Below are 12,126 nucleotides of genomic sequence, written 5' to 3' on the forward strand. Positions count from 1 at the left end.
GGCCAGAGCGAGGCACAGGTGTGAGGCAGCTCGCAGGTGCGCCGGGAGCGTCCCAGGTTCACGACCGTCGAGGTGGCGCGGCTGCGCCTCAGGGAGGAACAGCTCGCGGGCGGAGTGGCGGAGCCGCCGGTGCGCTGGACGGGGGCACGAGCTGCGCCTGATCGATACAGTCACGGCGCACACCTGATTCGCTCCGCAGCGTGACGCCCGGTTTCGGATAGCATTGCGCTGCTTGTCCCACATCTTCCGGTCAATGCATTCACCCGTATGCGGCATGTCCATCCGCAGCGCGGCAGAACACCGCGCTGAATACAGCGATCTGGCCGCACAATGGTCACGCTTGGACACTCAATTGCCGAGAGTCAACTGTTGATGTGGCTGTTCGGCCGTCCTTTCCTCCGCTCGTGGGTGACTATGGCCCGGTCAGCGCGGCCCCCGCGAATGGTGGGGGTGGGCGGCGGTCCGCCGGAACGGCGGTTAATCTCGTGCAACTCGTCCACTGCAATCCAGTGCGCCGACGTCGCAACCACCGGGGAGAGGACTGAACACGGGTGGCCGGATTTCTGTTGCGGCGGTTGGTCAACTACGTGGTGCTCGCCCTCGTGGCGACGTTCCTCGCGTTCACGTTGGCCTCCGCCACTTTCGACCCGATCGGGGTGTTGCAGCAACGCAACCCACCGCCGCCGGCTGCCACGATCGAGGCCAAGAAAAAAGACCTCCACCTCGACCAGCCCATCCCGCAGCGGTTCGTGACGTGGATGAGCGGAGTCGTGCGGGGTGACTTCGGCCAGACGGTCAGCGACCGCCCGATCACCGAGGAGCTCGGCCGCCGCGTGGGTGTGAGCCTGCGGCTGTTCCTGCTCGGCATCACCATCGGCATCCTGTTCGGTGTGCTGCTCGGTGTGGTGAGCGCGATCCGGCAGTACAGGTTCAGCGACTACTTCGCGACCCTGTTCAGCTTCATACTGCTGTCGACGCCGGTGTTCGTGCTGGGCAACCTGCTCAAGATCGGCGCGCAGGACCTCAACGAGGCGGTCGGCAGCAACGTCCTGCTGTTCGTCGGTGAGACGACGCCGAACTTCGAGGGCACCTGGCTCGAGCACTTCTGGGACCGCGTGCAGCACCTGATCCTGCCGACGCTGACGATCGCGCTCGGCCAGATCGCCTACTACAGCCGCTACCAGCGCTCGTCGATGCTCGACGTGCTCGGCAGCGACTTCCTGCGCACCGCGCAGGCCAAGGGCCTCACCCGCCGCCGGGCGCTGTTCAAGCACGGCCTGCGGACCGCCCTCATCCCGATGGCGACGCTGTTCGCGTTCGGCTTCGGCCTGCTCGTGGTCGGCGGTACGTTCACCGAGACGATCTTCAACTGGTTCGGCATGGGTCACTGGTTGATCGAGGGGATCTCGAAGCAGGACACGAACGTCACCGCGACGGTGACGCTGTTCGTGGCGGTGTGCGTGCTGTTCTCCGGCTGGCTGGCCGACGTGCTGTACGCCGCGCTCGATCCCCGCATCCGGGTCAACTAGAAGAGGACGACGACGTGACCGTGATCCTCAACGAGGGCGACTCCGCGGGAACCTCCGGTGCCGCCTCGGGCAGCCCCGTCGACGCCGCGCCCGACCCCGGCAAGGCGATGACGCGTGGCCGGCTGGTGTTCGTGCGCTTCAAGCGCAACAAGCTGGCGCTGATCGGGCTCGCCATCATCGTGTTGCTGTACCTGATGGCGTTCATCAGCCCGATGTTCTCGCAGTGGAGCTACACCGACCGCGACTACGCCGCGTTCCTGCAGCCGCCCTACAACGACCACATCTTCGGCACCGACAACATCGGCACCGACATGTTCGCGCAGGTCATGCGCGGCCTGCAGAAGTCGCTGATCATCGGCATGCTGGTGGCGCTGATCTCCACGACCCTGGCGGCCGTCATCGGCGCGACCGCCGGGTACTTCATGGGCGTCGCCGACCGCTCGCTCATGTGGCTGGTCGACCTGCTGCTGGTGCTGCCGTCGTTCCTGGTCATCGCGATCCTGAGCCCGATGTTCCGGGGCAAGTCGTGGTGGCTGCTGGTGTTCATGCTGGCGGCGTTCCAGTGGATGATCACCGCGCGCATCGTGCGCGGCATGACGCTGACGCTGAAGGAACGCGAGTTCGTGAAGGCGGCCAAGTTCATGGGCCAGCCGGCCCGGCGGATCATCGCCAAGCACATCGTGCCGAACATGGCGTCACTGCTCATCATCGACGCGACCATCAACGTCGGGTCGGCCGTGCTCGCCGAGACGGGCCTGAGCTACTTCGGGTTCGGCGTGCAGTCGCCCGACGTGTCGCTGGGCACCCTGATCGGCTCGGCGTCGTCGTCGGCGACCACCTTCCCGTGGCTGTTCCTGTTCCCGGCGGGCTTCCTCGTCGTGTTCGTGCTGGCGGTCAACTGGGTCGGTGACGGTCTGCGCGACGCGCTCGACCCGACCTCCACGCGCGTGCGCAAGCGCGAGGCGAAGGACAGCAAGGAGAAGGCTTCCCGATGACCACTTCGGAGATCCAGTTCGACTCGCCGGCCGACCCGGCGGCGGTCGGGCCGGTGCTGCAGGTCGAGGACCTTCACGTGTCCTTCCCCAGCGAGGCCGGCCGCGTGCAGGCCGTGCGGGGGCTCAGCTACCAGGTCTCGCCCGGTGAGGTGCTCGGCATCGTCGGCGAGTCCGGTTCCGGCAAGTCCGTGTCGTCGCTCGCCGTCATGGGGCTGCTGCCGTCGTCCGCCCGCGTCACCGGTTCGATCAGGTTCCAGGGCCGCGAGCTCATCGGCCGCACCGACACCGAGCTGTCGAAGATCCGCGGCCGGCGCGTCTCGATGGTGTTCCAGGACCCGCTGTCGGCGCTGACGCCGGTCTACACCGTCGGCGACCAGATCGCCGAGGCGATCCTGGTGCACCGCAGGGGCGCGGTGTCCAGGCAGGCCGCCGCCAAGCGCGCGGTCGAGCTGCTCGACCTCGTCGGCATCCCCAACGCGGCCGAGCGCGCCAAGGCGTTCCCGCACGAGTTCTCCGGCGGCATGCGGCAGCGCGCGGTGATCGCGATGGCGATCGCCAACGACCCCGACCTGATCATCGCCGACGAGCCGACCACCGCGCTCGACGTGACGGTGCAGGCGCAGGTGCTGCAGCTGCTCAAGACCGCGCAGGAGGTCACCGGCGCGGGCATCGTGCTCATCACCCACGACCTCGGCGTCGTCGCCGGGTTCGCGGACCGGCTGATGGTCATGTACGCGGGCCGCGCCGTCGAGACCGGCCTGGTGGACGAGATCTACCAGCGGCCGCGCATGCCGTACACGCTCGGCCTGCTCGGCTCCATCCCGCGCCTGGACGTCGGCGAGAAGCAGCCGCTGGTGCCGATCGTGGGCCAGCCGCCCGCGCTGACGGACCTGCCGCCCGGCTGCCCGTTCGCGCCGCGCTGCCCGATGGTCGTCGACGCCTGCCACACCGCGGAACCGCCGCTGATCGACGTGGACGGCTCGCCCGAGCACCAGGCCGCGTGCATCCGCACCGGCGAGATCGCGGCGACCGACACCGAGGGTGCCGAGGCCGCGGCGGAGATCTTCGGCGCCGAGGTCGTCGAGGAGCCCGAGATCGCCAGGGTGCCGCGCGAGCAGCGCGAGGTCGTGCTGGGCCTCGACCAGCTCGTCAAGGAGTACGCGGTCACCAAGGGCGTGGTGTTCAAGCGCCGCGTCGGCACCGTCCACGCGGTCGCCGGCATCTCGTTCGACGTCCGCGAGGGCGAGACCCTGGGCCTCGTGGGCGAGTCGGGCTGCGGCAAGACCACGACGCTGATGGAGATCCTCGGGCTGGAGAAGCCCATGAGCGGCGGCATCTCCGTCCTCGGCCGCGACGTGTCCTCGTTGGACGCCAAGCGCCGCTTCGAGATCCGCAGGGACATGTCCGTCGTGTTCCAGGACCCGATGGCCTCGCTGGACCCGCGCCTGCCGATCTTCGACATCATCGCCGAGCCTATGCAGGTGCACGGCTACGGCAAGGCCGACATCGCCCGCCGCGTGCCGGAGCTCATGGCACTGGTCGGGCTGCGCCCGGAGGTCGTGTCGCGCTACCCCGGTGAGTTCTCCGGCGGGCAGCGGCAGCGCATCGGCATCGCGCGCGCACTCGCGCTGGAGCCCAAGCTCGTCGTCCTCGACGAGCCGGTCTCCGCGCTCGACGTCTCCATCCAGGCCGGTGTCATCAACCTGCTGGAGGAGCTGAAGTCCAAGCTCGGCCTGGCCTACCTGTTCGTGGCCCACGACCTGTCGGTGGTGCGCCACATCGCGGACCGGGTGGCCGTGATGTACCTGGGGAAGATCGTCGAGATCGGCGAGGTGGACTCGGTGTTCGACGCACCGCGGCACCCGTACACGCAGGCGCTGCTGTCCGCCATCCCGATCCCGGACCCCGTCAAGGAACGCCAGCGCGAACGCATCATCCTCACCGGCGACCTGCCCAGCCCGGCGAACCCGCCGTCCGGCTGCCGGTTCCGCACCCGGTGCTTCCTGCACGCCTCGCTGCCTCCCGAGAAGCAGCGCACGTGCATCGAGCTGGAACCGCCGCGCGAGGTGCAGGCCCCCGACCACGAGGCCGCCTGCCACTTCGCCCAGATTCGACAGGTCCTCTGATGGCTCAGGCGACCTGCGTGCACGAAGGAACAGTGTCCCCGGCAACTGGTGTCCGGGCACGAGGGAGGTTCACGACAGTGAGTCGACGTACCAAGGTGGGAGCGGCCGCACTGGTCGCGGTCGCCCTCACGCTTACGGCGTGTGGGGGGCCCGCTAAGAACGACACCGGGCTCAAGGGAACGGACCAGGCGATCGGTCAGGCGGACATCAATCCGCAGGACGCGTCCAAGGTGAAGGACGGCGGCAACTTCAACTGGCCGATCACCTCGCTGGCGGACAACTGGAACAACTGGCAGCTCGACGGCACCAACGCCGACACGGACGTCATGCTGCGCACGTTCATGCCCAACCTGTTCAAGCAGAAGGCCGACGCGACGATCGAGCCGAACAAGGACTACCTGGACGACGTGAAGCTCGCGTCCTCCGACCCGCAGGTCCTCGAGTTCAAGATCAACTCGAAGGCGAAGTGGTCGGACGGCACCGCGATCACGTGGCAGGACTTCGAGTCCATGTGGAAGGCCCTCAACGGCACCAACAAGGCCTACGAGGTGTCCACGACCACCGGCTACGAGGACATCGAGAAGGTCGAGAAGGGCGCGACCGACCAGGACGTCAAGGTGACGTTCAAGAAGAAGTTCGCCGAGTGGAAGGGCATCTTCTCGCCCCTCTACCCGAAGTCCATGTTCGACTCCCCCGAGGAGTTCAACAAGGGCTGGGCCGAGCTGCCGAAGATCACCGCCGGTCCGTTCAAGCTCGGCTCGGTCGACCGCACCGCCAAGATCGTCACCGTCGTGCGTGACGCCAACTGGTGGGGCGAGAAGCCCAAGCTCGACTCGATCACCTTCCGCCAGGTCGACCGCACCGCGCTCGCGGACGCGTTCGCCAACGGCCAGATCGACTACTACGACATCGGCTCGAACGTCGACAACTTCCAGCGCGCCAAGAGCACGCCGGGCGCCGTGATCCGCCAGGCCGTCTCGCCGGACTACTCGCACATCACGTTCAACGGTGCGGACACCTCGATCCTCAAGGACCCGAAGCTCCGCGTCGCGCTGATGAAGGCCATCGACACCAAGACGATCGCCAAGGCGCTGCTGGGCCAGATGCTCAAGGGCGAGCCGCAGATCGTGGGCAACCACTTCTTCCTGCTCGGCTCCTCGGCCTACAAGGACAACTCGGCCGTCGCCGCGTTCGACAAGGAAGCCGCGAAGAAGCAGCTGGACGACCTGGGCTGGAAGCTCGAGGGTGAGACCCGGAAGAAGGACGGCAAGGAGCTCGTCATCCGGTACATCGTCCCGACCCCGAACCCGGTCTCGGACAACATCTCCAAGCTGGTCCAGACGCAGCTGAAGGACGTCGGCGCCAAGGTCGACATCCAGGCCGTGCCGACCGCCGACTACTTCAAGCAGTTCGTGAACGTCGGCAACTTCGACATGACCGGCTTCCGCTGGCTGTCCTCGGCCTCGCCGATCTCGGACAGCAAGGGCATCTACTTCCTCGACCCGAGCAGCACCAACCAGAACTACGGCCACATCGGTTCCGAGGAGATCAACAAGCTGCTCGACCAGGCCAACGGTGAGCTCGACGACACCAAGCGCAACGAGATCGCGAACGAGATCGACAAGAAGATCTGGGAAGCGGGCCACCAGCTGCCGCTCTACCAGTCGCCGGGTGCTGTCGCGGTCCGCGACACCGTGGCGAACTTCGGTGCGGTCGCGTACGCGAACCGTCCGTACGACTACATCCACATGGGCTTCGTCCAGAAGTGACCTGTAGTTGACTCGAACGGCCCGGCGGGTCTCCGCCGGGCCGTTCGCTTTGTCCGTGGGAGTTCTCTGTGCGCGTCCGTGCTCTGCGTCATGGTCTTGCCGCCACCGGTGTGGTGTTGTTCGTCTGTGCGGTGGTCGCCCTGTTCTCGTGGCTGTCCTATTCGGACAAACGCGACCGGCTGGCCGCCCTCACGTCCCGCGAGATCGCGGACGTGGTGTCCTATTCGGACGGGTACGTCGACGTGCGCTGGCCGTCGGGCTCGGCCCGGGTGGCCTACTCGGGCGGCGACCGGCTCGTCGGGCGCAAGGCGCAGGTGGCGTTCGACCCCGCCGACCCGTCGCGGGCCGTGCTGCCGGGCTCTGACCTGCTGGTCGAGACCGACCGGGCACTGGGCGGCGTGACGTTCCCGGCCGCGGTGGCGTTGCTGGTGGTGGCCGCCGGAGCGGTGCGGGTGCTGCTGGCCCGGCGCCGGGGTGCGCCGGTCACCGCGTCCGTGCGCCGGATCCGGGTGCAGTCGGGGCTGATGGTGCGGTCGTGGCTGGAGTTCGACGGCCCGGTCGAGCGGTGGGTGCCCGTCTACTACGACCCGGTGCTGGTCACCCTGCCCTCGCCGGCCCCGGTGGAGATGCGCGGACGCGTCGCCGTCGTCGAGGGGGTGCCGGTGTACCCGTCCGGGCGGGTCGTCACCAGGCATCCGCGCGGACGGCGCGTCGACAACCCCACCCGGCCCGACCCGGAGACCGTGGCGCCCACCGGGCTGCCGGCGCAGCTGCGGGTGGACGCGGTGTTCCTGGCACCGGCGCCGTTCGTCGGGGTGTTCTGGGCCTACCTGGACGGCAGCGGGTTCACCGGGTGGGTCACCGCGACCGTGGTGGCGGCGGCGCTGGGGCTGTGGTGGGGAGCGTTCCGGGGATCGGACCCCTCCTAGTTGCCGGCACGTTTGCGGCGCTTGCCCTCGTGCATCGCGACCACGCGCGCGACCGGGATGTCGTGGCCCTCGGCGATCAGGTCCGCGGGAAGCTGTTGCGGCGCGGGCATCAGCTCGGTCCACGGGTCGCCGTCGAACCGGGTGCGCACCGTGAAGTCCGACGGCGTGACGTCGGCGAGCGAGTCCCAGGGCACCGGGAACGAGATCGGCAGGCCCTCGCGCAGGCGGGGGCTGTAGGCGGCGACGACCGTGGCACCCCAGGCGCGGGTCGAGTCGAGGAACACCTTGCCGCCGCGTTCGGCGCGGATGTAGGCGGTGGTGGCCAGTGCCGGGTCGAGCTTCTCGGCGCGGGCGGCCAGCGCCCTGGTGGCGGCGGCGACGTCGTCGGGGTCGTGCCGGGTCAGCGGCACGAAGACGTGCACCCCCTTGGCGCCACTGGTCTTCACCGCTCCCGCCAGACCGGCCTTGGCCAGCGCCTCGCGGATCAGGAACGCCGACGCGACGACGACGTCGAAACCGGCGTCCTCCGGCGGGTCGATGTCGAGGACCATGTGGGTCTGGTGCTCGTCCAGGGACAACGGCACGTGGTACTCGACGGCGCGCTGGTTCGCGAACCACATGAGCGTCTGCTTGTCGTCGCACAGCGCGTACCGGATCCGCCGGTGCGACGCCTCCGCCCAGACCTCGACGGTCTTCACGAACGACGGCGTGTACTTGGGGACGTTCTTCTGCATGAACGGGTCCTGGCCGCGCAGCACCCGCCACACCGACAGCGGGCGGCCCGCGAGCACCGGCACGAACCGGTCGGCGGCGAAGTCCAGGTAGTCCACGAGGTCGGCCTTGACGGTGCCGCCGAACAACGGCTGGTCGAGGCTCGAGAACTTGATCTGCTCACTGCTCATCGGGGACCTCGAGCTCGTCGCGGGCTGCCCATTCGAGCAGGGGTTCGATGGACCACACCGCGTCGTCGATGCCGGCGTGCAGGTCGCCCAGCTCGGCGAACCGGGCCGGCACGGTGGCGATGGTGAAGTCGTGCGGGTCGGCGTCGGGGATCTCGTCCCAGCGGATCGGCGTCGACACCGTGGCCTCGGGGTAGCCGCGCACCGAGTAGGCGCTCGCGATCGTGCGGTCGCGGGTGTTCTGGTTGTAGTCCACGAACACCAGCGACGGGTCGCGGTCCTTGCGCCACCAGGTGGTCTCGACGTCGTCGGGGGCGCGGCGCCGGACCTCGTGCGCGAACGCCAGAGCGGCCTTGCGCACGTCCTGGAAGCCGTGCTCCGGCTCGATGCGCACGTAGACGTGCAGGCCCTTCGACCCGGACGTCTTCGGGAACCCGACCGCGCCCAGCTCGGCGAGCACCTCCCGCACGACCAGGGCGACCCTGCGCACCCGGTCGAACGGGCACGTGGGGCCCGGATCGAGGTCGATGCGCCACTCGTCGGGCTTCTCGGTGTCCGCGGCGCGCGAGTTCCACGGGTGGAACTCCACAGTGGACATCTGCACGGCCCAGATCACGTCGGCGAGGTGGGTGACGCACAGCTCGTCGGCGTGGCGGTTGTAGCGCGGGAAGTGCACGCGCACGGTCCGCACCCACGGCGGCGCGCCGTTCGGGAGCCGTTTCTGGTGCACCTTCTCGCCGGTGACGCCCTCCGGGAAGCGGTGCAGCATGCACGGGCGTTCCCGCAGCGCGCGGACGATGCCGTCGCCGACCGCCAGGTAGTACCGCGCGAGGTCCAGTTTCGTCTCCCCGCGCGCGGGGAAGTAGACGCGGTCGGGGTTGGAGATCCGCACGACGCGGTCCGCCACCTCGAGCTCCACAGCCGGGGACTTGCCCATGCCCCACAACCTAACCGCTCCGCGCCGTTTCTTCAGCGCTGACGGCGGCCGCTGCTAGGTTGCGGCCGTGGACCTCTACGCGCGGTCACTGGCGGATCTGCTCGCGACGGTCGGCGCGCTGTCCGACGACGACCTCCCGGCACCGTCGGGATGCGCGGGCTGGTCGGTGCGGGACCTGGTGTGCCACCTCGTGATCGACGCCCAGGACGTGCTGATCACCCTGGTGACGCCCACTGCCGAGGCCGCCACGCACGACAGCGTGACCTACTGGAAGGTCTCCGACGCGCCCGCCGCCGACGATCCGCTGTCCGCGCTGACCGTGCGGCTGGCCGCCGCGTACGGCGAGCCGTGGATGCTGAGGTTCCACCTCGACGACGTGGGCCAGGCGGCCCTGCGCGCGGGCCGGCTGGCCGACCGCGCGACGCGGGTGAGCACGCAGGACATGGTGCTCACCGCCGGTGACTACCTCGACGCGTACGTCTGGGAGTGGACGCTGCACCACCTCGACCTCGTCCGGCACCTGCCGCACCACCCGGGGCCTTCCGCGGCGGCGGTGGCGCGGTGCCGGGCGGTGCTGGAGCAGGTCGCCGGGTCGTTCCCGGCGGCGTGGCCGGACGAGGACGTGCTGCTCGTGGGCACGGGACGGCGCGACCCCACCGCAGCGCAGCGCGCCGAGCTGGGGTCGCGGAAGCTCCCGGTCGTGCTGGGTTAGGCCTCCGCCTCCGCTTCGAGGCGGGCCTTCTCCGCGAGGCGGGCTTCCTCGGCCTTGAACTCGGCGTAGGTGGCGCGCTCGCGCACCAGCCAGTCCGGGTTCTCCTCCTTGATCGCGTTGATCTGCTCGGTGGTCAGCGCCTCGGTGATGCCGGCCCGCACGAGCGCCGACGTCGAGATGCCCAGCTTCTGCGCGATCAGCTGCTTGGGGTGGGGGCCGTTGCGGCGCAGGTCACGCAGCCACTGCGGCGGGTCGGCCTGCATCGCGTCGAGCTCGTCGCGGGAGACGACGCCGGCCCGGAACTCCTCGGGGGTCGCCTCGAGGTACACGCCCAGCTTCTTGGCGGCGGTGGCGGGCTTCATCGTCTGCTGCGACTTCATGGCACAAAGAGTAACCGTGCTGCCCGGCCGAGCCGGTGACCAGGCTAGTCTCAGCACGTGACCGGCTCTTTCACGCTCGCGTACGTCCCAGGTGTGACGCCGGGCAAGTGGGCGCGGGTCTGGCAGGAACGCCTGCCGGAGACCCCGCTGCACCTCGTCGGGGTGACCGCCGCCGAGGCGGCGGAAACGGCGCGCACCAAGCAGGCCGACGCCGTGCTGCTGCGGCTGCCGGTCGACCGCGAGAGCCTGCACGCCATCCCGCTCTACACCGAGACCAGCGTCGTCGTCTTCCCGAAGGACCACGAGTTCGCCGCCGCGGAGGAGCTGTCCCTCGCCGACCTGCGCGACCACGTGCTGTGGCAGCCCGCCGACGACACCCTCGAATGGGAGGAGCGGCCGGGTCAGGCGCCGGTCGAGCGCCCGGAGACCACCGCGGCCGCGGTCGAGCTCGTCGCCGCCGGGGCCGGGCTGCTGGTCGTGCCGCAGTCGCTGGCCCGCCTGCACCACCGCAGGGACGTGAAGTACGTGCCGGTGCACGACGCACCGCAGTCGCGCGTGGCGCTGTCGTGGCTGATCGAGGACGAGAACCCCGAGCTGGTCGAGCACCTGATCGGCGTCGTCCGCGGCCGCACGGTCAACAGCACGCGCGGGCCCGCCGCCGAGCCGGCCGCGCAGCCCCGCCAGGCGTCCCCGCAGCGCCGGCAGCAGAAGCCGGCCAAGAAGGGCACGCCTGCCAGGAAGGGCGCGAAGTCCCGCCGCCGCTGACCGCCGCCCGGCCGGTGCGACGGGCCGGACGGCCCCCAGGGCACCGTCCGACCTCGGCCCGGTCCGCTACTGGTTCTGGGTGGAGAGCTGCGCGCGCAGCCGGTCCTCCTGCTCCCTGAGCTCGGGCGTCATGACCTCGTCGAACGCCTCGGCGCCGTGGACCTGCCTGATCTCGACCGAGCCGTTCTTGAACGGCGCCTTCTTCAGCCACTCCACGGCGTCGGTGAGCGAGGGCAGCTCCCAGATCCAGTAGCCGGCGATCAGCTCCTTGGTCTCGGCGAACGGACCGTCGACCACGGTCGTCGTGCCCTTCTCGTCGAAGTGGACGCGTACGCCCTTCGCGCTGTCGTACAGGCCCTCGCCCGCCAGCATCACGCCCGCCTTCACCAGCTCCTCGTTGAAGGCACCCATCTGCGCGAGCTCCTCGGCCGTGGGCATGACGCCCTTCTCCGACTCCTCGGACGCCTTGACGATGACCATGAAGCGCATGTCGATCTCCTCGTGAACTCGGGTGTCCGTGCGTTTCTACCGACGCGTCGATCGGGTATGGCCGGCTTTCGACAGCCACGCCCCCTTTGTGACCGGCGTCACATCATGACGGCGAGACTAGGCTGGGGAGCATGCGTGACGACGTCGAGTGGATTCTTGAGAACTCCCAGGTCTGGGCGATCGTCGGCCTGTCCGACAACCCCTCCCGCGCCGCCCACGGCGTCGCCCGCTTCCTGCAGCAACGCGGCAAGCGCATCGTGCCCGTGCACCCGTCGGCCGAGACCGTGCACGGCGAGCAGGGCTACGCCACGCTTGAGGACATTCCGTTCGAGGTCGACGTCGTGGACGTGTTCCGCCGTTCGGAGGACGCCGGCCAGTTCGCCGACGAGGCCGTCGAGATCGGCGCGAAAGCCGTGTGGTTCCAGCTCGGCGTGGTCGACCACGAGGCGTTTCGCCGCACCAAGGACGCCGGGCTGCGCATGGTGATGGACGTCTGTCCCGCGATCGAGTGGCGCGGGCGCTGACACCTTCACTACCCTTCGCTGGTCGTCTCCGGCACCTGGGGGTTCGGAGGCACTGAGCCTGGGGGGCTTGTT

12 protein-coding genes are annotated in these 12,126 nt (G+C 69.3%); 8 read left to right on the forward strand and 4 right to left on the reverse strand.

All coding sequences use genetic code 11. From position 1 onward, the window contains the following. Positions 1-551: 551 nt before the first annotated feature. The 5 genes from ADL03_RS39990 to ADL03_RS40010 all read left to right on the forward strand — a co-directional run bounded on the left by ADL03_RS39990 (position 552) and on the right by ADL03_RS40010 (position 7,348). The gene (locus ADL03_RS39990) at positions 552-1,529 is read left to right on the forward strand and encodes an ABC transporter permease (protein WP_053738858.1); all 978 of its coding nucleotides are present in this window, start codon (positions 552-554) and stop codon (positions 1,527-1,529) included. 14 nt (positions 1,530-1,543) lie between these two features. Then, positions 1,544-2,524, forward strand: a complete 981-nt coding sequence (locus ADL03_RS39995; protein ID WP_304438828.1) for an ABC transporter permease — start codon at positions 1,544-1,546, stop codon at positions 2,522-2,524. Continuing rightward, on the forward strand, positions 2,521-4,650 hold the full coding sequence (locus ADL03_RS40000; RefSeq protein ID WP_053738859.1) for an ABC transporter ATP-binding protein: 2,130 nt from the start codon (positions 2,521-2,523) through the stop codon (positions 4,648-4,650). The genes ADL03_RS39995 and ADL03_RS40000 overlap by 4 nt, the downstream gene beginning before the upstream one ends. Positions 4,651-4,727: 77 nt before the next feature. Next, positions 4,728-6,419: an ABC transporter family substrate-binding protein gene (locus ADL03_RS40005; protein ID WP_053738860.1), complete on the forward strand. Its 1,692-nt coding sequence runs from the start codon at positions 4,728-4,730 to the stop codon at positions 6,417-6,419. Positions 6,420-6,487: 68 nt separating this feature from the next. Beyond that, complete coding sequence (locus ADL03_RS40010; RefSeq protein WP_063798870.1) at positions 6,488-7,348, forward strand: hypothetical protein; 861 nt, start codon at positions 6,488-6,490, stop codon at positions 7,346-7,348. On the opposite strand, the gene ADL03_RS40015 is transcribed toward ADL03_RS40010, so the two are convergent. Both ADL03_RS40015 and ligD read right to left on the reverse strand, forming a co-directional pair. Continuing rightward, positions 7,345-8,250 (reverse strand): DNA polymerase domain-containing protein, encoded by a 906-nt coding sequence (locus ADL03_RS40015; RefSeq protein ID WP_053738862.1) that lies wholly within the window; start codon positions 8,248-8,250, stop codon positions 7,345-7,347. The genes ADL03_RS40010 and ADL03_RS40015 overlap by 4 nt on opposite strands. After that, positions 8,240-9,184: a non-homologous end-joining DNA ligase gene (gene ligD, locus ADL03_RS40020; protein WP_053738863.1), complete on the reverse strand. Its 945-nt coding sequence runs from the start codon at positions 9,182-9,184 to the stop codon at positions 8,240-8,242. The genes ADL03_RS40015 and ligD overlap by 11 nt, the downstream gene beginning before the upstream one ends. A 67-nt stretch (positions 9,185-9,251) precedes the next feature. Here ligD and ADL03_RS40025 point away from each other — a divergent pair, with 67 nt between their 5' ends. Beyond that, positions 9,252-9,896, forward strand: coding sequence for a maleylpyruvate isomerase N-terminal domain-containing protein (locus ADL03_RS40025; RefSeq protein WP_053738864.1), 645 nt, complete (start codon positions 9,252-9,254; stop codon positions 9,894-9,896). Here the strand turns inward: ADL03_RS40025 and ADL03_RS40030 are convergent. Continuing rightward, positions 9,893-10,276, reverse strand: coding sequence for a DUF5997 family protein (locus tag ADL03_RS40030; RefSeq protein WP_063798871.1), 384 nt, complete (start codon positions 10,274-10,276; stop codon positions 9,893-9,895). The genes ADL03_RS40025 and ADL03_RS40030 overlap by 4 nt on opposite strands. A 57-nt stretch (positions 10,277-10,333) precedes the next feature. On the opposite strand from ADL03_RS40030, the gene ADL03_RS40035 reads away from it, so the two are divergent. Further along, entirely contained in the window at positions 10,334-11,041 is a 708-nt protein-coding gene (locus tag ADL03_RS40035; RefSeq protein WP_053738866.1) for a LysR substrate-binding domain-containing protein, read from the forward strand. 66 nt (positions 11,042-11,107) lie between these two features. On the opposite strand, the gene ADL03_RS40040 is transcribed toward ADL03_RS40035, so the two are convergent. Beyond that, positions 11,108-11,530: a YciI family protein gene (locus ADL03_RS40040; RefSeq protein ID WP_053738867.1), complete on the reverse strand. Its 423-nt coding sequence runs from the start codon at positions 11,528-11,530 to the stop codon at positions 11,108-11,110. Between the two features lie 131 nt (positions 11,531-11,661). Here ADL03_RS40040 and ADL03_RS40045 point away from each other — a divergent pair, with 131 nt between their 5' ends. After that, complete coding sequence (locus ADL03_RS40045) at positions 11,662-12,054, forward strand: CoA-binding protein (protein ID WP_053738868.1); 393 nt, start codon at positions 11,662-11,664, stop codon at positions 12,052-12,054. The last annotated feature ends 72 nt before the right edge of the window (positions 12,055-12,126 follow it).

This window comes from Nocardia sp. NRRL S-836, assembly GCF_001279525.1.
Taxonomy (GTDB): Bacteria; Actinomycetota; Actinomycetes; order Mycobacteriales; family Pseudonocardiaceae; genus Lentzea.

Coding starts and splice junctions, on each gene's coding strand:
- ADL03_RS40030 (WP_063798871.1), bottom strand. CDS start 10,276: ATGAAGTCGCAGCAGACGATGAAGCCCGCCACCGCCGCCAAGAAGCTG.
- ligD (WP_053738863.1), bottom strand. CDS start 9,184: ATGGGCAAGTCCCCGGCTGTGGAGCTCGAGGTGGCGGACCGCGTCGTG.
- ADL03_RS40045 (WP_053738868.1), top strand. CDS start 11,662: ATGCGTGACGACGTCGAGTGGATTCTTGAGAACTCCCAGGTCTGGGCG.
- ADL03_RS40015 (WP_053738862.1), bottom strand. CDS start 8,250: ATGAGCAGTGAGCAGATCAAGTTCTCGAGCCTCGACCAGCCGTTGTTC.
- ADL03_RS40040 (WP_053738867.1), bottom strand. CDS start 11,530: ATGCGCTTCATGGTCATCGTCAAGGCGTCCGAGGAGTCGGAGAAGGGC.
- ADL03_RS40000 (WP_053738859.1), top strand. CDS start 2,521: ATGACCACTTCGGAGATCCAGTTCGACTCGCCGGCCGACCCGGCGGCG.